Source organism: Novosphingobium sp. NFX11 (genome assembly GCF_057376415.1).
Map to the genome: position 1 here is coordinate 258,919 of NZ_CP080384.1, position 23,587 is coordinate 282,505.

General features: G+C 67.5%; 11 protein-coding genes and 7 pseudogenes. 8 read left to right on the plus strand and 10 right to left on the minus strand.

Features of this window, described 5'->3' with window-relative positions:
• Nucleotides 1-10: 10 nt before the first annotated feature.
• From KZO24_RS01310 to KZO24_RS01320, 3 genes and pseudogenes are all read right to left on the minus strand, one after another.
• Complete coding sequence (locus tag KZO24_RS01310) at nt 11-1,717, minus strand: Hsp70 family protein (protein ID WP_271184538.1); 1,707 nt, start codon at nt 1,715-1,717, stop codon at nt 11-13.
• Between the two features lie 116 nt (nt 1,718-1,833).
• Nucleotides 1,834-2,902, minus strand: a pseudogene (locus KZO24_RS01315) (LacI family DNA-binding transcriptional regulator).
• A gap of 60 nt (nt 2,903-2,962) precedes the next feature.
• Nucleotides 2,963-4,292: pseudogene (locus KZO24_RS01320) on the minus strand (MFS transporter).
• Nucleotides 4,293-4,465: 173 nt separating this feature from the next.
• On the opposite strand from KZO24_RS01320, the pseudogene KZO24_RS01325 reads away from it, so the two are divergent.
• The 3 genes and pseudogenes from KZO24_RS01325 to KZO24_RS01335 all read left to right on the plus strand — a co-directional run bounded on the left by KZO24_RS01325 (nt 4,466) and on the right by KZO24_RS01335 (nt 11,458).
• Nucleotides 4,466-5,607 (plus strand): annotated as a pseudogene (locus tag KZO24_RS01325) (glycoside hydrolase family 68 protein).
• A 21-nt stretch (nt 5,608-5,628) separates the two neighbouring features.
• Nucleotides 5,629-6,531 (plus strand): ROK family protein, encoded by a 903-nt coding sequence (locus KZO24_RS01330; RefSeq protein WP_486486742.1) that lies wholly within the window; start codon nt 5,629-5,631, stop codon nt 6,529-6,531.
• Nucleotides 6,532-6,703: 172 nt separating this feature from the next.
• Nucleotides 6,704-11,458 carry an NAD-glutamate dehydrogenase gene (locus KZO24_RS01335; protein ID WP_486486743.1) on the plus strand — a complete coding sequence of 1,585 codons (4,755 nt, stop codon included), beginning with the start codon at nt 6,704-6,706 and terminating at the stop codon, nt 11,456-11,458.
• 145 nt (nt 11,459-11,603) lie between these two features.
• On the opposite strand, the gene KZO24_RS01340 is transcribed toward KZO24_RS01335, so the two are convergent.
• Entirely contained in the window at nt 11,604-12,065 is a 462-nt protein-coding gene (locus KZO24_RS01340; protein WP_271184543.1) for an Lrp/AsnC family transcriptional regulator, read from the minus strand.
• Nucleotides 12,066-12,171: 106 nt separating this feature from the next.
• Here KZO24_RS01340 and phhA point away from each other — a divergent pair, with 106 nt between their 5' ends.
• The 4 genes from phhA to maiA all read left to right on the plus strand — a co-directional run bounded on the left by phhA (nt 12,172) and on the right by maiA (nt 15,470).
• Nucleotides 12,172-13,026, plus strand: coding sequence for a phenylalanine 4-monooxygenase (gene phhA, locus KZO24_RS01345; RefSeq protein WP_271184544.1), 855 nt, complete (start codon nt 12,172-12,174; stop codon nt 13,024-13,026).
• Complete coding sequence (gene hppD / locus KZO24_RS01350) at nt 13,023-14,123, plus strand: 4-hydroxyphenylpyruvate dioxygenase (protein ID WP_271184545.1); 1,101 nt, start codon at nt 13,023-13,025, stop codon at nt 14,121-14,123. Before phhA ends, hppD begins: the two co-directional genes overlap by 4 nt.
• Nucleotides 14,124-14,244: 121 nt before the next feature.
• A complete protein-coding gene (locus KZO24_RS01355; protein WP_271184546.1) occupies nt 14,245-14,799 on the plus strand; it encodes a VOC family protein in 555 nt (184 codons plus the stop codon).
• 5 nt (nt 14,800-14,804) lie between these two features.
• Entirely contained in the window at nt 14,805-15,470 is a 666-nt protein-coding gene (gene maiA / locus KZO24_RS01360) for a maleylacetoacetate isomerase (RefSeq protein WP_271184781.1), read from the plus strand.
• Here the strand turns inward: maiA and KZO24_RS01365 are convergent.
• The 6 genes and pseudogenes from KZO24_RS01365 to KZO24_RS01390 form a co-directional block, all read right to left on the minus strand.
• Nucleotides 15,448-15,978 (minus strand): HAD family hydrolase, encoded by a 531-nt coding sequence (locus tag KZO24_RS01365; RefSeq protein WP_486486744.1) that lies wholly within the window; start codon nt 15,976-15,978, stop codon nt 15,448-15,450. The two genes, maiA and KZO24_RS01365, sit on opposite strands and share 23 nt — an antisense overlap.
• A 223-nt stretch (nt 15,979-16,201) precedes the next feature.
• Nucleotides 16,202-17,466, minus strand: a pseudogene (locus tag KZO24_RS01370) (N-succinylarginine dihydrolase).
• A 198-nt stretch (nt 17,467-17,664) separates the two neighbouring features.
• A complete protein-coding gene (locus KZO24_RS01375) occupies nt 17,665-18,675 on the minus strand; it encodes an arginine N-succinyltransferase (RefSeq protein WP_271184549.1) in 1,011 nt (336 codons plus the stop codon).
• Nucleotides 18,672-19,876 (minus strand): annotated as a pseudogene (locus KZO24_RS01380) (hydrolase). Before KZO24_RS01380 ends, KZO24_RS01375 begins: the two are co-directional and overlap by 4 nt.
• Nucleotides 19,873-21,293, minus strand: a pseudogene (astD, locus tag KZO24_RS01385) (succinylglutamate-semialdehyde dehydrogenase). Before astD ends, KZO24_RS01380 begins: the two co-directional pseudogenes overlap by 4 nt.
• Nucleotides 21,290-22,311, minus strand: a pseudogene (locus tag KZO24_RS01390) (2-oxoadipate dioxygenase/decarboxylase family protein). The pseudogenes astD and KZO24_RS01390 overlap by 4 nt, the downstream one beginning before the upstream one ends.
• A 154-nt stretch (nt 22,312-22,465) precedes the next feature.
• Here KZO24_RS01390 and KZO24_RS01395 point away from each other — a divergent pair.
• Entirely contained in the window at nt 22,466-23,530 is a 1,065-nt protein-coding gene (locus KZO24_RS01395; RefSeq protein WP_271184553.1) for an NAD(P)H-dependent flavin oxidoreductase, read from the plus strand.
• The last annotated feature ends 57 nt before the right edge of the window (nt 23,531-23,587 follow it).

Here is a 23,587-nt window from a genome sequence, read left to right on the forward strand (position 1 = left end):
TTGCCCGGCCTCAAAGCGGGCTGACGCGGTCGAGTTCGTCCAGGCGTTCCAGCAGGAAGCCGCGCGCATCGGCGATGCGGCGGGGGTCCTGCGTTTCCAGCGCGCCGACGAATTCGGTGATCCAGTGGCCGATTGCCTGCCGCAGGTCGCCGATGTGGTCCTCGTAGCAACGTTCGGCCCGCGCGATCAGGGCGACGTTGGCCGCGTCCTCGCGCGGGTGGAACTTGAGTTTGGCGAGGGCGGCGCGGCGTTTCTCGATGTCCCTGGGGTCGGGACGATCCTCTTCGTCAATGATGACGAGATTGCGGGTGGTGCCGTTGAGGGGCACGTGGACGTCGATCTCCAGCAGGCCCGAGCTGTCGTAGGAGAAACGCACTTCCGCGCTCACTTCTCCGGCGGGGCGCGGCGGGACGGGGACTTGCAGCTGGCCCAGACGGACGTTGCCGGAAACCTCGCGCGCCTCGCCCTGGTAGATGCCGAATTCGATCTGCTTCTGGCCGTCGCCCATCGTGTGATACGTGCTGACGCGGCTGACGGGGACGGGCGTGTTGCGCTCGATGATGGGCGAGAACAGCCCGCGCTGCAGGCCGCCGTAGCGGTCGTGCTCGGCCACTTCGACGCCCAGCGTGAAGGGGCACACGTCGGTGATGCGGATTTCCTCGAGCGCCGCGTCGCGCCCGACCAGGCCGGCCTGGATCGAGGCGCCCAGCGCCACTGCGTGGTCGGGGTGGACTGAGGAATTGGGGAAGCGGCCGAACAGCCGGGTGATCGCTTTGCGCACCACAGGCATGCGCGTGGCGCCGCCGACGAGGACCACGTCGGAAAGCTCCGCAGCCTCGATCGAGGAATCGCGCAGGGCACGCACGACGGGGTCGCGCAGGCGGCGCACGAGCGGTTCGCAGGCGGTCTCGAACTCGGCGTCGGTGACTTTCGTGGAGAGGCGTGTTTCGTCCACGGTCAGCGCGAACTCGGCCTCGCCAGCGGTGCTGAGCGCGCGGCGGCAGGCCTCGGCGGCGCGCTTGAGGAGGGCGTCGCGGCGCTCTTGCGGCAGGGCGTCGAGCAGGCAGTCAGGGTCAAGACGGCCACGCACGAAGCCGGAGAGCGCATCGTCGAAATCGTCGCCGCCGAGGCGGTTGTCGCCAGCCGAGGCACGAACCTCGACGATGCCGTCGAACATCTCGACGATCGAGACGTCGAAAGTACCCCCGCCGAGGTCGAAGACGAGGAACGGCTCGCGGTCGCCCTTGTCCTGCAGGCCGAAGGCAAGCGCGGCGGCAGTGGGCTCGTTGATCAGGCGGCGCACGGTCAGGCCCGCCAGCTCGCCCGCTCGGCGCGTCGCCTTGCGCTGGCGGTCGTTGAAATAGGCGGGGACGGTGATGACGGCTTCGGTCGGCTTCTCGCCGGTCAGCGCCTCGACATCACGGGCGATGGCAGCGAGGACGAGCGCGGAGAGGTCTTCGGGCGTGTAGTCCTTCCCGCCCAGCTTCGCGGTGCGCTGTGTGCCCATCATGCGCTTGAAGCTGGCAACGGTATCGGCCGGGTGCGTCGCCATGCGGTCGAGCGCCGGGGTGCCGATCCACACCTGCCCGTCTTTCGCGATGCTGACGGCGGAAGGGGTGAGCGGTTCGCCGAGCGCGTTGGGCACCAGCTGAGCCTCTCCGTCACGCCAGATGGCCACCGCGCTGTTGGTGGTGCCGAGGTCGATCCCGATCAGCATCGCGAGCCGGCCAATCCGTTCAGAAACACGCTATTCCCCGAAGATTCAACACGTACCGGGAGTGGTAGCGGGATCGTGGCAAGGGGATCAAGCCTGTCTCGTCACGATGCCTCCCGTCACGACCGCGTCGTGTCGCGCGCGATGAGTGTCGGGGGCATGACCTTGCTATGGCGCGTCTCGCCTTCGATCAGGGCGCGGATCTTCTCGACCATGACCTTGGCGCCCTGGCCGATCTCCTGCCGCACGGTGGTCAGCGGGGGAGGTCAGGCGAGCGAGCGGAAGGTCGTCGAAGCCGACGATCTGGACGTCTCCGGGTATCCTGCGGCCGCTTTCGTGCAGGACGTGCAGCGCCGACATGGCGATGAGGTCGGATGCGGTGACGATGCCGTCGAAGTCCGCTTCGGCGTCGGCGAGGGCTGCTTCGAGCTGGGGTCCCATCTCGGCGTCGGCGAGCTTGATGGGTACGTGCTTGATATGCAGGCCCGCAGCCTCCGCCGCCGCGCGCGCGCCGCGCAGGCGCATGGCGATCTCGATGCCTGCCGTATCGCCGAAGAAGGCGAGGCGCCGGGCGCCGCAGGCGATAAGATGCTCGGCGGCGAGGCGGCCGCCCAGTTCGTTGTCGGTGCCGACGACGACGTGCTTCTGCCCTTCGCGGTGATTGCCCCAGGCGACGAGCGGGCGGTAGTGCGAGACGACCTGGTCGATCACGTCCGACTGGTCGGACTGGCCGATCAGCAGAACGCCGTCCACCATGCCCGAGCCGGTGATGCGCTCCAGCCAGTCGGTCGTCCCGTCCGGGATCGCGCGGCTGAGCATGAGGTCGTAGCCCGCCTCCGTCAGCTGGTCGGCAAGGTGGCCGAGCAGGGTCAGGAAGAACGGGTCGGAAATCTGCTGGCGCTTCTCATGCCCCAGCGGGATGACCACGCCGATGACGCCCGTGCGCCGCGAGCGCAGCTTGCTGGCCATCTGGTTGGGACGAAAGCCATATTGCCGGGCGAGGGCCTGGATCCGCTCGCGTGTCTCGGCGTTGACGAGGGACTTACCCGCCAGCGCGCGTGAAACCGTACCTGCGGAAACCCCGGCCACGCGGGCGAGATCGGCGAGCGTGCGCACTTCGACATCCGGGCCGGATACATCCGCGCCAGACGCACTTGCGCCGTCGTTCCCCACGTTGTTCTCTTCCATCCCTGCCGCCATGTTGCACAGAGCCTTAGCACCCGGATTAACGAGCCGGAAGTAACTTGTTCAGTTAGTTGCCAGTTTCGGCTCCGGTCGGCCTCCAGCCTCGACGAAGATGGTGGCAATTGCACCCGCCACCATCAGCAATCCGGCAAGTATCAGCGCATTGCGCGGGTCGTTGCCGAGAATGGGGGCGTAGATGAGCGGCATCGTCAGGGCCTCGATCAGCATGGGGATGACGATGAACAAGTTGAAAACTCCCATGTAGATGCCGTTGCGCTGGGGAGGGATCGAGATCGGCGAGGATCACGTAAGTATTGCCCATCATGCCCGCCCATCCGAAGCCGATGCCGATCATCAGCAGGCCGAGCAGCGGCAGTTCGCTGGTCGAGGGGATCACCAGCATCGACAGCCCCGATGCGGCGAGACAACCGACGTGCACCGATCGTGCGCCAAAGCGGCTCACCACCGGGATCAGCCCGATTGCGGCAACGAAGGCGACCGAATTGTAGAGCGCGCCCAGTTGCTGCTCGGTCAGCACAGCCTCGCGGAAGCGGGCCGAATGGACGTCTCCGGTGCCGAACAGCGAGCGCGAGATGGCGAAGGCGATGTACTGCCAGTAGACCATCATCGCGTACCACTGGCACAGCATGGCGAGCGCCAGCTGCCGCATCGGCCGCGGCATCTCGACCACCGCGTCGCGCACTTCGCGCAAGGTGGCGGGCAGGGTAAGGGGAGAGGCGGCGATGCGCTCCTGCTCCTCGGGAGTGAGCGGAAGCTCGGGCACGCGGGTGATCGACCAGAGCACTGTCGAGATCGACAGCACCGCGCCGATCACGAAGGCCATGCGGACGATCACGGGGATGCCGTTCGGTCCCAGCAGGTCGCGGTCCACGAACGTGGCCATGATCGAGGGCGCAAGGTAGGACAGGGTATGCGCCAGTCCGGTGAAGGCGCTCTGCACCATGAACCCGGTCGGTCGCTGGTGCGGTGCCAGTCGGTCGGCGACATAGGCGCGGTAAGGCTCCATCGTCACATTGTTGCCCGCATCGAGCACCCAGAGCAGCCCCGCAGCCATCCACAGCGTGGAAGAATTGGGCATCGCCAGCAGGCTGAGCGAACACAGGATCGCCCCGATTAGAAAGTAAGGTGCGCGCCGTCCGAGGCGGGAGCGGGTACGGTCGCTCATCGCGCCGATCAGCGGCTGGATGATCAGGCCCGTCACCGGTCCCGCCAGCCAGAGCAGCGGCATGCGCCCCTCGCTCGCGCCGAGGTAGCCGTAGATCGGCCCCATGTTCGCCTGCTGCAGGCCGAAGCTGAACTGCAGGCCGAAGAAACCCAGGTTCATCTCGACGATGCGGGGCAGCGACAGATGCGGCTTGAGGCCAAAGGGCATCCGCTTCTCCGAGTGCGACCGTTCCATGCCAGGCACCCCGGCAAGAACCCGTTGAATACCGGATGATATTCGTAAAGGCCAAGAAGAGATTGCACCACTTTCCCGCTCTGCGAGCGCAATAATGGAGCAATTAACATTTGCAGATATTGCAAACGATTGTACATCAGCCGCCCATGAACCCTCACCCCGCGACGCTCGAGTCATATCCCACCTTGCAATGGACGGCTCGGGATCTCGCCCGGCTACGGGACATTTCAATTCCGCGCGCGCCCGTCTTCACGCCTTCCGACGTGCGCCGGATTGCCGAGAATCTCGACGTCTGGGACGCATGGCCGCTTGCCTCCATGCACGGAATTCCGGTGCGCTGGCGCGGCGGTGAACTGTGGTTCGCACTCGCCGCTCCGGCCTTCGATGATCCGGAGGAGCGGCACGGCGCCGCGCGGATTCATCACTTCCACCGGATCGACGGGCAGTTCCGCCATATTGGCGCGACTTTCGAGGAAGGGTTCACGCCCGGCAGCCGCGAATGGTCCGGTTCGGCGCTATTCGAGGACGGCGTGGTGACCCTCTACTTCACCGCCGCCGGAGAGCGGGGCGAGACGGAGCCGACCTTCCGTCAGCGCATCTTCGCCTGCACGACCGGGCTGGCCGAGGCCGGCGACGGGGTCTTCACCGGCTGGTCCGGTCCGGTCGAGCAGGTGATACCCGCCAATATCGTCTACATGAATCGGCACGACGGCACGGGCGAACTCGGCGAGATCAAGGCGTTCCGCGATCCCGCGCCGTGGCGGGCCGAAGACGGCGTGGATCACCTCCTGTTCACCGCGTCATCGGCGCGGCATCTCGGGCTTCACAATGGCCTCATCGGCTGCGCGCGGCGCGGCGATGCCGATCCGGAAGGCGGCGTGTTCGAGAAGCGGCCGCCTCTGGTCGATGCCTCGGGCGTCAACAACGAGCTGGAGCGCCCGCATATCGTCGCGTACGATGGGCGGCTCTATCTGTTCTGGTCGACGCAGGCGAAGGTCTTCGCGCCCGGTATCGACGCGCCGACCGGGCTCTATGGCGTGGTGGCGGACGGGTTCGGGGGCCATGGCAACTGCTCAACGGGCACGGCCTCGTCTTCGCCAACCCGCAAGGCGAGCCGTTCCAGGCCTATAGCTGGTGGGTGCTGCCCGACCTTTCCGTGACCAGCTTCGTGGATTACTGGGGGATCGACGATGCCGCAGCGAAGCGCAAACCCGAAGGGCGCGCGCACTTCGGCGGAACCTTCGCCCCTTCCTGCACTTGCGTCTGGAGGGCGACGTCGCCACGCTGAGGTGAAGGACGGAGAGCGATCATGCACAAGCTCGCGGGGATCGAACTGGGCGGCACCAAGACCGTAGTGGTCCTCGGCGCGCCGGGCCGCATCGACGAGCGGCTGGAATTTCCGACTACCGACCCGGCGGAGACGCTCGGCCGTGCGGTCGAGGCGATCGAGGGCTGGCGCGACGACAAGCCGGTGGACGCCGTCGGCATCGCCAGCTTCGGCCCGATCCGCGTCTCGCGCGAGGCGGCGGACTACGGCACCATGCTCGACACCCCCAAGCTGGGCTGGGCGGGGGCCGAAGTGCGCGCCAAGGTGGCCGAGGCGCTGGCCTGTCCGGTCGCGCTGGACACCGACGTCAACGGCGCCGCCATGGCCGAGCACCGCTTCGGTGCCGGGCAGGGCTGCGAAACCATGGTCTACCTCACCATCGGCACCGGCCTTGGCGGCGGCGTACTGGTCGGCGGGGTGCCGGCTCATGGCATGCTGCACCCCGAGATCGGCCACGTGCGCCTGCGCCGCGCCGCCGCCGACCGTTTCGAGGGTGCCTGCGCCTTTCACGGCGACTGCATCGAGGGCCTGTTGAGCGGCCCGGCGCTCGCCGCGCGGCTCGGTACGCACCCCTCGCGCGTCGATCCCGAGAACCCGCTGTGGGAACCGGTCGCGCACGATCTTGCCGAACTGCTGACGATGCTGGTCCTGACCGTTTCGCCCCAGCGCATCGTCATCGGCGGTGGGGTCGCCGGTCGCCAGCCGCACCTGCTGCCGATGGCGGTGGCGCGCATGCCTACGCTGCTGGGCGGCTACTTGCGCGATTGCACGCGCGAGCGGCTTGCGGGCATGGTCGTGCCGCCGCTGCTGGTCGACGACGCCGGGCCGATGGGCGCGCTGCTGCTGGCGGCGAAAGCGTTCGAAGGGCACGTCGTCACGGCCTGACGCGGCGGTGTACCCAGAACACGCGCGAACGAATATTGCGCGGTCGAGAAATCGTGTTACACCCGCCTGCCGTTGAAAAATCCTGCCATCACCCGGATGCAGGATATGTTGCATCGGCCTATATGGTCACAAAGCCGCAGTCCTGACGCGCAAGAAGCAGGCACGGCACACGTTGGAAGATCGCGGAGAAAGCAATGAGCGCAGGCGAACTGACCGTCCCCAAAAAGGCTTCGAAGAAGCGGGGGCTCTCTCGCCCGCCGCCTTGCACAAGGCGCTTGCCGGAGAGGTCTGCGACGCGCTGCTTCCCGGCGATGATCCGGAAGGATCGTGGATCGACGAGGCCGTGCGCTTCCTGCTCGCCACCGCCGAAGTGCGCGAGGCGGGCGAGCCGGTCATCGACCTGACTTCCGCCAGCGAGGAGCGCCGCATCCTGCGCATCGCGCTGATCAACGACGACATGCCGTTCCTCGTCGACTCGGCCGCCGCCGTGCTGGCCGAGGCCGGGCTGGTGATCGATCGCCTCGCGCATCCGGTCGTGCCCGTGCGCCGCGACGACAAGGGCCGCCTGATCGACATTGCCGCCGACCCGGCCGAGGCGACCGGCCGCGAGTCGATGATCTACATCGAGACGCCGCGCGGCGATGCCCGCCAGCGCCGCGAACTGCTGCGTGCGCTCGAAAGCGCCATGGCCGACGTACGCGCCGCCGTCACCGACTGGCCGCAGATGGTCGAGGCGATGCGCGCCGATGCTGACCGGATCGAGGATACCGAGGGCGCCGAACTTCTGCGCTGGTTCGCCGGGACCATGCTGACCCAGCTCGGCCACGTCACGCGGGGCCGGGACGGCAGCCGCAAGGCGCGCCTCGGCATCTGCCGCCGCCGTCAGGAGGACGTGCTCTCCGACGCCAGCTACGACCGCGCCTTTGCGGCCTTCGACGAGGCGCTTGCCGCAGGCAAGGTCAGCGCGCCGCTGGTGGTCAAGGCCAACCGCATCGCCACCGTCCACCGCCGCGTGCCGATGGACCTGTTCCTCGTCCCCGTGATCGAGGACGGCAAGGTCGCCGCGCTGTCCGTCCACGCGGGCATCTGGACCAGCGCCGCGCTCGCCACCCCGCCCGACCGCGTGCCCCGCCTGCGCCGCCACCTCGCCGCCTTCGCCGAGCGGCTGGAGTTCGACCCCAAGGGCCACACCGGCAAGGCGCTCGCCCATGCGCTGACCAGCCTGCCGCACGACCTCGTGCTGGGGCTGGGCGAGGCCGACGTCGAGCGTCTGGCGATGACCATGACGGGCCTCGTCGACCGTCCGCGCCCACGGCTGCTGCTGACGCGCTCGCCGCTGATGCGCCACTTGTTCGCCTTCGTGTGGCTGCCGCGCGACCTGCTTTCCACCCAGATGCAGCGCCGCATCCAGACCATGATCGAGGAGGCCGCGCAGGCCCCGACGCTCGACTGGAGCATGCAGGTCGAGGCGGGCAACCTCGCGATGCTGCGCTATACCCTCGACATTCGCGACGGCGTGCACGAGCCTTCCGAAGAGGAGCTGGACCATAACCTCCAGACCCTGCTGCGCGGCTGGACCGAGGCGGTCGAAGCGGCGCTGGCGACGATGCTGGAGCCGGGCCGCGCGGCCGCCGTCGCGGGCCGCTATGCCGAGGCGTTCCCGATCGGCTACCGCACCGATTTCGGCCCGCACGAAGCCGCGACCGACATCGCCGTGCTGCGCCGCATCGCGGTCGGCGAAGGCACCGAGGGTGAGGCCGCCGCGCACCGCGACGTGCGCTTCCACAAGCGCGAGGGCGATCCTGAAACCTGGGTCCACCTCAAGATCTACCAGTCCGAAGGCGGCTTGCCGCTGTCCGATGCGGTGCCCGCGCTGGAGAACTTCGGCTTCCGCGTCATCGCCGAAGTGCCGACCGCTCTGGAGAAGGGCAAGCTGGGCGTGATCCACGATTTCGTGCTCGAAACGCTCGACGGCCGTGCCCCGGCTGAAGTGCTGGATCAGGCCGCCTCGATCGAGGACGCGCTGCGCGCCGTGCTCAACGGTTCGGGCGAGAACGATGCGTTCAATCGCCTCGTCCCCGGCCTCGGGCTCGATAGCGGCGAGGCGAACTGGCTGCGTGCCTGGTATCGCTACTTGCGGCAGGCGGGAACGCATTTCGGTATCCCCACCGTGGTCGATGCGCTGCAGGGTGCGCCCGCCGTCACGACCGCCATCATCGCGCTGTTCCGCGCCCTCCACGACCCCGCGTTCGAGGGTGACCGGGCCGAGGCGCGCGCGCACTCCGAAGAGGCTATCCGGGTCGGGCTGGCGAACGTCAACGCGATCAACGACGACCGTTTGCTGCGCGCCTATCGCGACATCGTGCTGGCCATGCTGCGCACAAATGCCTTTGCCGCAGCGGGCGAGACGGCGCTGGCCTTCAAGTTCGATTCCGCCCTTGTCCCGGGCCTGCCCAAGCCGGTGCCATGGCGTGAGATCTTCGTCTATTCGCGCCGGGTCGAGGGCATCCACTTGCGCGCGGGACCGGTGGCGCGCGGCGGCCTGCGCTGGTCCGACCGCCGCGACGACTTCCGCGTCGAAATCCTCGGCCTGATGAAGGCGCAGCGGGTCAAGAACGCCGTCATCGTGCCGACCGGGGCCAAGGGCGGCTTCTATCCCAAGCAGCTTCCCGATCCTTCGCGCGACCGCGCGGCCTGGGCGGCCGAGGGGCAGGCGAGCTACGAGATCTTCGTCGATACGCTGCTGTCGATCACGGACAACATCGTCGGCGACAAGGTGGTCCACCCCGAGGGGATCGTGATCCGTGACGGCGAGGACCCGTATTTCGTCGTCGCCGCCGACAAGGGCACGGCCAAGTTCTCCGACGTCGCCAACGGCATCGCCGACCGGCGCGACTTTTGGCTCGACGATGCTTTCGCCAGCGGCGGCTCGAACGGCTACGACCACAAGGCCATGGGCATCACCGCCAAGGGCGCGTGGCTTTCGGTCCAGCGCCACTTCCTGGAAATGGGCGTGGACGTGCAGGTCGATCCGGTCCGCGTGATCGGCTGCGGCGACATGTCCGGCGACGTGTTCGGCAACGGCATGCTGCTGTCGAAGGCGCTCAAGCTGGTGGCGGCCTTCGACCACCGCCACATCTTCCTCGACCCCGAACCCGATCCGGCGAAGGCCTGGGCAGAGCGCCAGCGCCTGTTCGACCTGCCGGTGTCGAGCTGGAACGACTACGACAAGGCGCTGATCTCGAAGGGCGGCGGCGTCTTCCCGCGCAGCCTCAAGTCCATCCCGCTGAGCGAGGAAGTGCGTGCGGCGCTGGACATCTCGGCCACCGAGATCGACCCGGATCTGCTCATCACCGCGATCCTCTCGGCGCCAGTGGACCTGCTGTGGTTCGGCGGCATCGGTACTTACGTGAAGTCCTCGGCCGAAAACAATGTGCAGGTCGGCGATCCCACCAACGACGCCCTGCGCGTCAGCGGCAACGAACTGCGCGTGAAGGTGATCGGCGAGGGCGCGAACCTCGGCGTCACGCAGGCGGGCCGCATCGAGTTCGCATCGAAGGGCGGGCGCATCAACGCCGACTTCATCGACAACTCGGCGGGCGTCGACTGCTCGGACAACGAGGTCAACATCAAGATCGCGCTCGCCGCCGCCAAGCGCGCGGGCAAGCTACCCGAGAAGAAGCGCGTCGAACTGCTGCGCGCGATGACCGACGAGGTCGCGGTGCTGGTGCTTGAGGACAACCGCCTCCAGGCCCTCGCACTCTCCATCGCCGAGCGGGGCGGGGCGCAGGCGATCCCCTCGCATATCCGGCTGATCGAGACGATGGAGGAAAGCGGCCACCTCGATCGCAAGACCGAGGGGCTGGCCGACAACGACGCGCTCACCCGCCGCGCGCAGGACGGACGCGGGCTGACCCGGCCGGAACTGGCGGTGCTGCTCTCCAGCGGCAAGCTGCAGCTTCAGGCCGCGATCGAGGACAGCGCGCTGGCCGCCGATCCGGCGCTGACCGGGCTGCTGCTTGCCGCGTTCCCGCAGCCGATGCAGGACAAGTACGGCAAGTTCATCAAGGGCCACCGCCTCGCGAAGGAGATCATCGCGACCAAGCTGGCCAACCGCATCGTCAACCGCCTCGGCATCGTCACGCCGTTCGAACTGGCGGAAGAGGAGGGCGCGCACCTCTCGCAGGTCGCTGCCGCCTTCGCGCTGGCGGATGGCCTGTTCGGGCTGACCGCGCTGTGGGAGACGCTGGAAACCGCGCCCATGGCCGAGACGGCGCGCGTTGCGCTGTTCGATACCGTCGCCGTCGCGGTGCGGGGGCACATGGCCGACCTGCTGCGCGCGGGCGCGGGCCAGATCGCCCCTTCCGAACTTTCCGCAAGGCTGCAGAAGGGCATTGCGGCGCTCTCCACCGACACGGCGGAACTTCTCGGCGAGCGCATCGCCGCGCATTCGCGCAAGCTGCGTGACGGGCTGGTCGAACTCGGCGCGCCCGAGGATGTGGCGACCGAGGTGGCGCATCTGTTCGACCTCGACGGCGCGGTGGGCATCGCCTCGCTCTCGGCCGAGACGGGGATTGCGCCGCGCCGTCTCGTCACCGCCTTCACGCGGGTCGGTGCGGGCCTGGGCCTCGACTGGGCGCAGGCTTCGGCGGCGCTCATGAGCCCGTCGGACCCGTGGGAGCGCTTGCTGGTCGCGGGCCTCGCGCGCGATTTCCAGCAGATGCGGCTGGACTTCCTGCGCGGCCTCGCCCGGACCAAGGCGGGCAAGAGCGATCCGCTCGCCGCCACCGAGGAATGGGGCCGCCAGCACAAGAGCGCCATCGATGCCTTCCGGGGCATCGTCCACCGCGCGGAGAATGCGGTGGCGATCACGCCCGCGATGCTGGCGCAGATCGCCAGCCAGGCGCGGAACCTGCTGGGGCGGTGATTTCGCCGGAGGCACTTCGGCGATGGTCGGAGTGCCTCTTTCTTTTTCGTCATTGCGAGCGAAGCGAAGCAATCCAGGGCAGTCTTGCGCCGCTCTGGATTGCTTCGCTTCGCTCGCAATGACGAGGGGAGGAAGCGAGGCTGAACTACCCCACCGGAACCGCGCGGTCTTCCTTGATCGTCTCCAGCACGATGATCGACTTCACGTCGCGCACCCCCGGGATCCGCAGCAAGGTGCGCAGCGTGATCTGCGAGAGATGCTCCACGTTGCGCGCGATCACCCGGACCAGATAGTCCATGTCCCCGGTCACCGCATGGCAGGCGATCACGTAGGGATTGTCGGCGATCGCCTGCTCGAAGCGGGCGATGTTCTCGTCCACATGGGCGACGAGGTTGATGAGTACGTAGGCCTCCAGCTCGAAGCCCAGCCGCCTCGGGTCGAGCACAGGTGCATAGCCCCGGATCACGCCTTCATCCTCAAGGCGCTTGATGCGGCGGCTGACCGGCGTGGCGGAAAGCGCCACCCGCTCCGCCACTTGCGCCACCGGCATGCGCGCATCTTCCTGCAACGCCGCGATGATCCCGCGATCGAATTCATCCAGTTGCACGGATCACCTCTCTAGGCTGGTTTTATTGGGTGATTCCACCAATAGCACGTCTCTATGCCCTCGCAATCGCACGGAACTGAAGCGGGGCCTCTGGTATTGTAGTGTCATGAAGAAGCCGTCGACGATCACGTCAAACAGCGGCCTTCGGGGAGAGTATGACCGCGCCGCCGACGACTATACCGTCGCGCAGGATTGGCATGCCTATACTCCGGAGATGCACGCCCGCTGGCGCCGCCTCTACGCGCGCCAGTCCGCGCTGGTCCGCACCCATGCCTGCGCATCGTTCCGCGAGGGGCTGGCACGGCTGGACTGCGCCGAGGGCATCCCGCGCTTCGCCGACGCCAACCGCGTGCTTCAGGCGGCGACCGGCTGGCGGCTGGTGGCGGTGCCCGGCTTCATTCCCGATGCGGTGTTCTTCGACCACCTCGCGCACCGCCGCTTCCCGGTGACCCGCTGGCTGCGCGAGGAGCACGAGCTGGACTACCTCGCCGAGCCGGACGTCTTCCACGATTTCTTCGGCCATGTGCCGATGCTGCTCGATCCGACCATCGCCGATTTCCTGGACCTTTACGGCAAGGCCGGGGCGCGGGCGATGGCGATGGGCGCGCTGGACATGCTGGCGCGCATCTACTGGTACACCATCGAGTTCGGACTGGTGCGGGAGGACGGCGCGCTGAAGGTCTTCGGCGCGGGGATCATCTCGTCGGCGGGCGAGACGCGCTTTTCGATCGAGGACCGCAAGGTGCTGCGCCTGCCGTTCGACCCGGTGCGGGTGATGCGCACGGGCTACATGATCGACAGCTTCCAGAAGACCTACTTCGTCCTCGAAAGCCTGCCGCAGCTGATCGACGCGCTCGTCAGCCTCGATTTCGGCCCCGTCTACGAAACCTGGCGGCACGAACCGCCGCTTCCGGCAGGCGAAGCGCTGCCGGAAGAAACCCCGATAGGAGCACTCGCATGACCGATCTTTTCGACAATCCCATCGGTCTCGACGGGTTCGAGTTCGTGGAATTCTCCGCGCCGGACAAGGGCATTCTGGAGCCGGTGTTCGAGGCCATGGGCTTCTCCCGGATCGCGCGCCACCGCTCCAAGGATGTGGAACTGTGGCGGCAGGGCTCGATCAACTTCATCACCAATTACGAACCCGGCAGCCCCGCGTGGTTCTTCAGCCGCGAGCATGGCCCGTCGGTCTGCGGCATGGGCTTTCGCGTGCGCGATGCCCGGGCGGCTTATGCCGAACTGCTGGCGCGCTCGGCCGAGCCGGTGCAGGTGGCGACCGGGCCGATGGAACTGCACCTGCCGGGCATTCGCGGCATCGGCAATTCGATCATCTACCTGATCGACCGCTACGAGCGCGGCGGGGACGGCGCGCTGTCGATCTACGACATCGACTTCGATTACCTGCCCGGCGTCGATCGCCACCCGGCGGGCGCGGGCTTTGCCGAGATCGATCACCTCACGCACAACGTCTACGGCGGGCGCATGGCCTACTGGGCGGACTATTACGAGAAGCTCTTCAATTTCCGCGAGATCCGCTACTTCGACATCAAGGGCGAATACACCGGCCTCACCAGCCGCGCGCTGACGGCGCCCGACGGCAAGATCCGCATTCCGCTCAACGAGGAAGCGGAAGGCGGGAAGGGCCAGATCGACGAATTCCTGCGCGCTTTCAACGGCGAGGGCATTCAGCATATCGCGCTGATCTGCGACGATCTCCTCGCCGCGTGGGACAAGCTGAAGGCGTTCGGCGTGCCGTTCATGACCGCGCCGCCCGAGACGTACTACGAGATGCTGGAGGAGCGCCTGCCCGGCCACGGCCAGTCGGTCGAGGCGCTGAAGATGCGCGGCATCCTGCTGGACGGGACGACGGAGGGCGGAAGCCCGCGCCTGCTGCTGCAGATCTTCGCCGAGGCGCGCGTCGGGCCGGTGTTCTTCGAGTTCATCGAGCGGCGCGGCGACGACGGCTTCGGCAACGGCAACTTCAAGGCGCTGTTCGAGAGCATGGAGCGCGACCAGATCCGGCGCGGCGTGCTGAAGGTGAGCGAACCGGCGGAGTGACATGACCGCCCCTCTCGTCATTGCGAGCGCAGCGAAGCAATCCAGGGCAGTCTTGAGCCGCTCTGGATTGCTTCGCTGCGCTCGCAATGACGGGATGAGGGTAAAGATCGGGAGAGAACCAATGACCAATACCGCACCCACCCTCGGCGGCATCCATCACGTGGCCTACCGCTGCAAGGACGCCAAGCAGACCGTGGACTTCTACCGCGACGTGCTCGGCATGGATTTCATGCTGGCGATCGCCGAGGACACGGTGCCGTCCACCGGTGCGCCTGATCCCTACATGCATGTCTTTCTCGACTGCGGCGGCGGCAACGTGCTGGCCTTTTTCGAACTGCCCAACGCGCCTGATATGGGCCGCGACGAGGCCACCCCTGCATGGGTCCAGCACATCGCCTTCAAGGTGGAGAGCGAGGGCGACCTCCTCTCCGCCAAGGCCCGCGCCGAGGCCGCCGGGCTGGAGGTGATCGGACCGACCCACCACGGCGTGTTCAAGTCGATCTACTTCTTCGATCCCAACGGCCACCGCCTCGAACTCGCCTGGCAGTTCGGCACCGTGGACCAGATGGCGTCCCTGCGCGCCGTCGCCGACGACATGCTCGACGAATGGGCGCGCACTCGCAAGGCACCGCGCCATGCGGCGTGGCTGCACGAGAAGATCGCGGCGGAAAGCTGAGTGCCATGCTGCGGCTCCACAGCTACTGGCGCAGTTCGACGAGCTACCGGGTCCGCATTGCGCTGAACCTCAAGCGGCTCGATCATGAGAACGTGCCGGTGAACCTGCTGGCGGGAGAGCAGCGGGGTGAGGGTTATCGGGCGCTGAACCCTTTCGCGGGCGTGCCGATGCTGGAAGCGGACGGTGCGGTGCGGGCGCAGTCGATGGCGATCCTCGAATGGCTGGACGAGCGCTATCCCGAACGCCCGCTCTTGCCGGAGGGCATCGAGGAGCGTTTCGCGGCGCGCGAACTGGCCTCGGCTATAGCCACCGAACTGCACGCACCGCTCAACCTGCCGGTGCTGCAGTACCTAAAGCACGACCTCGGCCATGCTCAGGCGGACGTGGACTTGTGGTACTGGCACTGGCTGGAGAAGACCCTGACCGGCGTGGAAGCGCGGCTGGCGCAGCGCGGCTCGGGCGATTTCCTGTTCGACGCGCCGGGGTACTTCGAGTGCGTCGCCTTGCCGCAACTCTACAACGCGCGGCGTTTCGCGTTCGACCTGTCGGGCTATCCGCACCTCACGCGGATCGAGGCGGCGTGTCTGGACCTGCCGGAATTTCTGGCGGCGCACCCGGACCATCAGCCCGAAGCGAGCGGGACGACAATCAGCCCTCGACCGGCGCCATGAGCAATTCGCGCAGCGCGTCGAGGCTGGGCAGAACGGTCGCTCCGGCCGCGGTCATCTCCTCGGTCGCGGGGAGCAGGTCGGGAACCATGATCGTGGCGATCTCCGCCGAGGTGGCGGAGAACACGCCCGCATAGCTGTCCTCCACCGCCAGGCACTGCGCCGGATCGATGCCGAGGCGGCTGGCGGCGAGGAGGTAGGGCTCCGGGCTCGGCTTGGGCCGGGACACGTCGCTGCGGGTGACGATGACATCGAAGTAGTCGAACAGCCCGGCCTTCTCCAGCCGCCGCTCGGCCAGCCCGCCGTCGGTCGAGGTACACAGGGCCATCGGGATGCCCGCGCTGCGGAAATGCTCGAGGATCAGCACCGCGCCGGGGCGCAGTTCGACGCCTCGGTCCAGCATGGCCAGGAACAGCGCGTCCGCTTCGTCGTAGAAACGCGCCAGCGGAAACTCAGGCCCGAGGCGCTGGGCGAGCATCTTCTCGTTGAGATCGCGGCTGACGCCAACCATCGAGATCGAGGATTTCCTCCGACAGCGGCCAGCCGATCGCGTGCGAGGTCTTTGCATAGCTGCGATGATGCGCCGCTTCGGTGGCGATCAGGGTGCCGTCCATGTCGAAAATGGCTGCGCGGATGGGATTGGGAAGCTCGGGCATGGTCTCAATATGTAGACACCGTGCGAGGAGGCCATTGCAAAAAGCGGAACTAGCAAAGGACCTCGCGCAAGTGAGGAATTATCCCGCCAGTTCCTCCAGCCCCAGTTCCCTGCACAGAGCCGAGCGCGCCTCCACGCAGGCGGCCCATAGCGCAGGGCTGGCGAGGTCTTCCACTGCGATATGCTCGGGCCAGAGGCGGGCGACCAGCGCCTCGATCCGGTCCAGTTTTTCCGGGCTCGCGATGAAGCGCGGATCGATCGTCGCGGGATCGGCGACGACGCGCAGGCGCAGGCAGGCGGGGCCGCCGCCGTTCGCCATGCTTTCGCGCAGGTCGTGCACGAAGAGGTGGCGGATCGGGCCGTTCCCCGCGACATGTGCCTCCAGCCAGCGCCAGACCGAGGGCGTCTCGCGCGCTTCGCCGGGGAGCACCAGCGCGGCTTCTCCCGAGGGCAGCGTCACTAACTGGGCGTTGAACAGGTAGGAGGTGATCGCGTCCGCCAGGCTGACTTCGCTGGCGGGGACTTCGACGATTTCGATTTCCGGCAGCTTCGCACGCAGCTCCGCATAGAGCGCATCGCGGTCGGCGAAGGCCAGTTCGTGAGTGAACAGCACCCGCTCGTTGGCCACGGCGACGACATCGTTGTGGAACGCGCCCGCCGCGATCGCCTCGTCCGACTGGCGGGCGAAGACAGTGCGCGTCGGCGAGAGGCCGTGAATGCGCGCGACGGCTTCGCTTGCCTCGCGATGCTGGCGGGCGGGGTAGGGGGCGGCCCCGGTACTTGGGGTCACGCCATAGACGAAGACTTCGATGCCCGGCGTGTCGTGGCCCGCGCACAGCCGCATGTGGTTGGCCGCGCCCTCGTCGCCGAAGGGCGCAGGGACCGGCGCGTGGACGGCGAAGTGCGCCTCGTTTGCGAAGGCGATCTGAAGTTGCACCAGCGTTTCGCGCCATTCGTGGCTGCGGTGGGGCATCGTCACGAGGTTGGCGACGGTGAGGTGGCAGCGTCCGTCCGCCGTGTCTGCCGCGGGCGAGACAGTCGCCGCGTTCGCCGCCCACATCGAGGAGGCCGACAGGGAGTTGGCGCGCAGGACCGCGTCTGCGGCCTCGACCGTGGTGCCGAGCTGGTGCAGCCACACTTCGTCGGGGCGCCGCTGGGGAGGAAGAAGCCCTGCGCCAGCCCGCGCTCCAGATTGGCGCGCATCTTAGCCAGCCCCTGCAGCGCAGCGGCGCGCGGGGCGGAAACCTTGCCGAAGTTCCTCGTCGAGGCGAGGTTGCCGAGGCTCAGCCCTGCATAGTTGTGGCTGGGGCCGACGATGCCGTCGAAGTTGATCTCTGTGCGCATTCGGAGAGCCTAGCTGTCGGGGGCGGTGTAGGAAAATGGTTTCGGGCGGAGACCCTGTCAGAGGTGCTTCAATGCTCCGACAGGCTCAGCACTCGGGTGCCACCCTTACTCGTCATTGCGAGCGCAGCGAAGCAATCCAGGGCGGCCTAAGACTGCCCTGGATTGCTTCGCTGCGCTCGCAATGACGAAAGTGGAGGATCACGCCGGAGCGACCGTCACCGCATCGCCCACGCCGATACCCAGCAACCCTGCTGCTGCCTCGTCCAGCACGCCGTCATCGCTCACGCAGCCGAGGCAGGCGCGGAAATCCGCCAGCCGCCCGGTTGCGATCAGGTGCGTCGGCTCGCTTTCCTGCACCGGGACCACCGCCGATACCGTCACCGTCTTCGCCTGTTTCACCGTGCGGATGCCATCGGTCTTCGCGATCATCGTCGGGCCGCCGTCGAAGATATCGATGTAGTTCTGGAAGGCGAAGCCCTCGCTTTCCAGCATCCGCATCGCCGGGCGGCCGGAATAGTGTGGCTGGCCCATCACCTGCCGCGCGCCTTCGGAGAGCAGCGCGGTGTAGATCGGGTGCTTGGGCATCAGGTCGGCGATGAACTGGTTGCCGTGCTTGGCGTTGAACTCGTCGGCGTCGCGGAAGCTCATGTCGAAGAAGCGGCCCGCGAGGCCGTCCCAGAACGGCGAGTTGCCCGCCTCGTCGATGGCGCCGCGCAGCTCGGCCAAGGTCGTCTCGCCGAAACGCTCGCGGTGCATGGCGATGAACAGGTAGCGGCTGCGGGCCAGCAGCTTGCCGACACCTGCCGAACGCTCGGTGGCGTCGAGATAGAGCCCGCCGACTTCGCTCGCCCCGTCGAGGTCAGTGGACAGGGTCAGCATCTCGGCGCGGAAGGTGCGGTCGAGTTCCTTGGAATGCTGGGTGATGCGGCCGATGCGGTAGGAATAGAACGGCAGCTCGGTGCCGACTTGCGAGAACGCCTGGCAGGTGCCGCGCACCTTCCCGGTTTCGGTGTCTTCGAGGATGAAGGCGAAGAGGTCGTTGGCGATTTCGCCGTCATCGCGGGCGAAGCATTTCGCGGCGCGTTCCAGCTTGGCTTTCAGTGTCGGCTTGTCGGGCGGCAGGTTGGTGAAGCCGCCGCCTGTGCCCTTGGCCATACGGTAGAGCGCTTCGAGATCGCCCTCTCGTGCGGTGCGCAGCAGGAAGGTCATGCGTGTAGTGCTCCCCGGTCGAGACGGTGCAGGACGAGGGCCGTAAGGCGGGCGCGGGCGTCTAGCGAACTGGCGATCATGAACTCCTGCGGTGAATGGATCGAGCCCCCAGCGCGCCCATCGTGTCGAGCACGGGAACGCCGCAGGCGGCGATGTTGTTGCCGTCGCACACGCCGCCGGTGTCTTGCCAGCGCATCGGCTGGCCCAAATCGGCGGCGGCCTTGCTGACGAGGCCGAACAGCGCCTCGGTCTTCGGCGTGATCGGCTTGGGCGGGCGCGAGACGTGGCCGTGGAGGTGGATATGGACGTCGTGCACCGCGCTGACCTCGGCGACGGCGGCCTCCACCAGCGCGCGGGCGATTTCCGCCAGTTCCGGCGAGCGGGGGCGCAAGTTGAAATGCAGGATCGCAAGGTCGGGCACGGTGTTGTTGGGCGCGCCGCCCTCGATCCGGGCAGGGTTGATGGTGAGGCCGTCACGAATGCCCGCCGCAAGCCGCAGCGCGAGGTCGCTGGCGGCAAGCACGGCATTGCGCCCGTCCTGCGGATTGCGCCCGGCATGGGCGGAAAGCCCGGTGACGACGGCGGCGTAATTGCCCGAACCCGGCCGCGCGCGGGCCATCGAGCCGTCGGGCAGGCCGGGCTCGTACGTCAGCGCCGCCAGCTTGCCTTGCGCCAACTGCGCGATCAGCGCGGCGGAGGACAGCGAGCCGGTCTCCTCGTCGCTGTTGATGAGCACGTCGTAGCCCATCATCGGCGTACCGTGCTCGAAGGCGAGGAGCCCCGCGAGCATCAGTGACAGGCCGCCCTTCATGTCGGCGGTGCCGGGGCCGTTCAGGGTGTCCGCGTCGAGCCAGGTGCAGCTCTGGAACGGGTGCTCGCGGGCGTAGACGGTGTCCATGTGGCCGGTCAGGATCACCCGGTGGTCGGCCTCGGGCCGGACCGACAGGACGAGGTGGCGACCGTGTCCGACTTCGCGCAAGTGGCCCTTGCTGTCGACTTTCTCGACCGGCGCGGGATCGACGAGGCGGACCTCGCCCGGCAGCGCGGCGAAGGCGTGGGCCAGCCGGTCGGCCATCGCCTCAAGGCCGTCCAGATTGCCCGTGCCGCTGTTTATCGCGGCCCAGTCCAGCGTCCGGTCGAGGATCGGCGCACGCTCGATCGTTTCGAGCAGGTCCAGTTCCTCGCCCGAAAGCGCGCTCATGGCCTGAGCTTGCCGTTCAGGGCGCCTGCGTTGCCCGAGGCGTCCGCCGCCTCGAAGCTGGCGACCGGGTAGGCGCAGTAATCAGCGGCATAGTAGGCGCTCGGCCGGTGGTTGCCGCTCTCGCCAAGTCCGCCGAAGGGCATCGAGCCCGCCGCGCCGGTCGTCGGGCGGTTGCGGTTGACCACGCCCGCGCGGCATTCGACGAGGAAGCGCTCCCACAGTGCGTCGTCGGCGCTTACGAGCCCGGCGGAGAGACCGAAGCGGGTGTTGTTCGCGGCTTCCATCGCGGCGTTGAAGTCCGGCACGCGGCTGACCTGCAGGACGGGGGCGAAGATTTCCTCGTCCGGCACGAACACGCCGGTCACGTCGAGCATGGCGGGTGTGACGAAGGCGGCGGAGCGGCCCTCGACGCCGTTGAAGGGGCGGATCACCTTGGCGCCGCGTGTCACGAGGCCGTCGAAGCGGGCCTTCGCGGCGGCGGCAGCAGCATCGGAGATCAGCGGGCCAATCCACGGCTCGGGCGTCTCGTTCCAGGCGCCGATGACGATGCGGTCGGCGAGGGCCGCGATGGCCTCCACCAGCGCGGAGCCGAACTCGTTGTCGGGAACGATCAGCCGCCGCGCGCAGGAGCAGCGCTGGCCGGTGGTGATGAAGGCCGATTGCACGACGACCGACGCGGCCTCGTCGACGTCACCGTCCCAGGCCACCAGCGGATTGTTGCCGCCCAGTTCGAGGGCGAGGATCACGTCGGGCCGGTCGGCGAAGACGCGGCGGAAATGCGCGCCCGCGCCCGCCGAGCCGGTGAAGAGCAGCCCGTCGATCGCGCCCGCGACCAGCGCCTCGCCGGTTTCGCGCCCGCCCTGGATGCACTGGAAGACGTGGGGGTGATCTGCAAGGGCCTCGGCCCAGCACCCGGCCATCAGCGCGCCGGTGGCGGGCGTCATCTCGGAGGGCTTGAAGACCACCGTGTTGCCCGCGAGCAGTGCGGGGATGATATGGCCATTGGGCAGGTGGCCGGGAAAGTTGAACGGACCGAGCACCGCCATCACGCCGTGGGGACGGTGACGCAGCACGGCCTGCCCGAACGGCATGTCGGTGCGCTTCTCGCCCGCGCGTTCGGCCTGCGCCGCGATCGAGATGCCGACCTTGCCGATCATCGAGGCGACTTCGGTGCGGGTTTCCCAGAGCGGTTTGCCGGTTTCGCGCGCGATGGTCTCGGCCAGGGCGTCCTTGCGGGCTTCAAGCGCCGCTTGGTAGCGTTTGACCCCTCCAGGTGCCGTTGAGTGCCAAGCTGCGACCACGTACCAAACGCCTTGCGGGCACGCAGCAGGGCAGCGGAAACCGCTTCGGAATCAGCGACTTCACCTTCCCAGACAAGCGTGCCGTCAACCGGATCGAAGGATTTGAGGTTGGTCATGCCTGCTGTCTCGTCACCGCGAAGATTCCGGTCGCATTGCCACTGTCGAAGGTGAGGTCGAGGAGGCCGGTTTCCGGATCGATGTCGCGCGAAATGAACTCGTAGAACGACCCCGGAACTTCGCGGATGACCTCGCTGCCGTCTTGCAAGCGGAAGGGCCGCGAGACCTTGTCTGCCAGGATCGCGGTCTGTCGCACGCGGCCGTTGCGGGAGATCTCGACAGCCGGTTTCAGCGGATAACCCTCTGATTTCAAAGACTCGGAATGAGCCTCGACGTCGGGGACGCGGGTGGTCGCATGGTTGAAAGCATTGCCCTCGGTGGCGATCCAGGCACCTTCCTTGCTATGCTCCAGCAGCGCTTCGTAATCCGCCAGCGTCGGGGCAGCGTGCTGCCGGTCGAAGGCACGCAAGGCCCCGCGCAGAATGGTCACCCCGTGCTCGATCGAACAGTCCCCATCGCGCGCGAGCGTATAGAGCGCGGCCCACTCGGCTTCCCCAAAGGATCGACGGACGCCCCGAATATGGCGGCTGCGGCGGCCTGTGCGGTGTCGGGAAGCTGGTCGATGTGCAGTTCGGAGACGAAGAACTGCGGCACGGAGGCGGGCAGGTCGATCTGCACATAGGCGCGCCCGGTCATGGTCAGTGCGGGCAGGGGGTAGAGCCCGCGCACTTCATAACCCAGCGGAGCGAGAAAACGGCCGAATGCCTCGTGTCCCGAGGGCAGAGCGCCGGTCGCGCCGTCTATCGTGCGCAGGGCGCCGTGGTCGAAGACGATCGGCTCACCGGTGGCGCGCATCCACTCGATATAGCGGGCGGCGGTCGGTACTCGCTCCAAAAGGTCGAGGAAAAGCGCGGCGTTGAGCGCCATGGCCACTTGCGCGCGGCTGGCGCGCTCAGCCGATCCGGCCAGTTCCGGTGCGATCTGAAGCGTCTCCAGAGCCTCTTGCGCCTTGGCCTCGCCGACAATCGGCGCCAGCAGGCGAGCGAGCGTTCCAAAGTCCGAAGATGCAGGAATCATCGATCCCCCGTTGTTCATTTATTGCGTGTACAGGAAACATAGGAAAGCCATTTGCGGAAGTCCATGCCTCTGCGGAAGAAGCCTGCGAGGCAGCATCTTTGTGTTTTCAAGGTAGGCGCTTAGAAGGCCATCAGGTCAATGGATGGAGCGGGTTATGGTGTTTCTCGAAAGGCTCGGCGTGAGCCTGCCCCTCATTCAGGCACCGATGGCCGGGACCAGCACTCCGCTGCTGGCGGCGGAAGTCTCGAACGCCGGGGCGCTTGGCTCGATCGGCGTCGGCGCGACGGATGCTGGCGGCGCGCGGGCCATGATCGGGGAACTGCGCGAGCGTACGGATCGCCCCTTCAACGTGAACCTGTTCGTCCATCGCACGCCAGTTGCCGACGCCGCATGCGAGGCGGCGTGGCTGGACTGGCTGCGCCCGCTCTTCGCCGAGTTCGGGGCCGAGCGGCCACAAACTCTGCAATCGCCTTATACGAGTTTCGCGGATGATCCTGCGATGCTGGCGATGTTGCTGGAGACCCGGCCGCCGGTGGTGAGCTTTCATTTCGGCCTGCCCGCCGCCGATGCCATCTTCGCGTTGCGCGAGCGCGGCATCGTGATGCTGGCGACGGCGACGAATATCGATGAGGCGCGCGCCATCGCGGCAGCCGGGATTGACGCCGTGGTCGCGCAAGGAATCGAGGCGGGCGGTCATCGCGGTATGTTCGATCCCGGAGCGCCCGATCCCGGGCTCGGCACCATGGCGCTGACGCGGCTGCTGGTGCGCGAAACCGGACTGCCGGTGATTGCCGCGGGCGGCATCATGGACGGCGCCGGGATCGCCGCCGCGCTCGATCTCGGCGCGGTGGCGGCGCAACTCGGGACCGCCTTCATCGATTGCCCGGAATCGGCGGCGGACGAGGGCTATCGTGCGGCGCTCAAGGGGCCGGGTGCCTGGCACACGACACTGACGCCGCTGGTGTCGGGGCGCCCAGCGCGGGCGCTGGCGAACCGCTTCACGGCGCTCGCGGCGCAGGTGGGCGGGCGGCAGGTGCCGGACTATCCGATCACCTATCACGCCGGGAAGGCACTGAATGCTGCGGCCAAGGCGAAGGGCGAGTACGGGTTCGGAGCGCAGTGGGCCGGGCAGGGCGCACCGTTGGTGCGGACGATGCCCGCTGCAGGCCTGGTCGAAGTTCTGATGACGGAACTGCAAGCCGTGAGGACGCGGGGCTAGCCCGGATCCGCGATCTTTCACCCATTTCCCGTCACCCTGAACTCGTTTCAGGGTCCA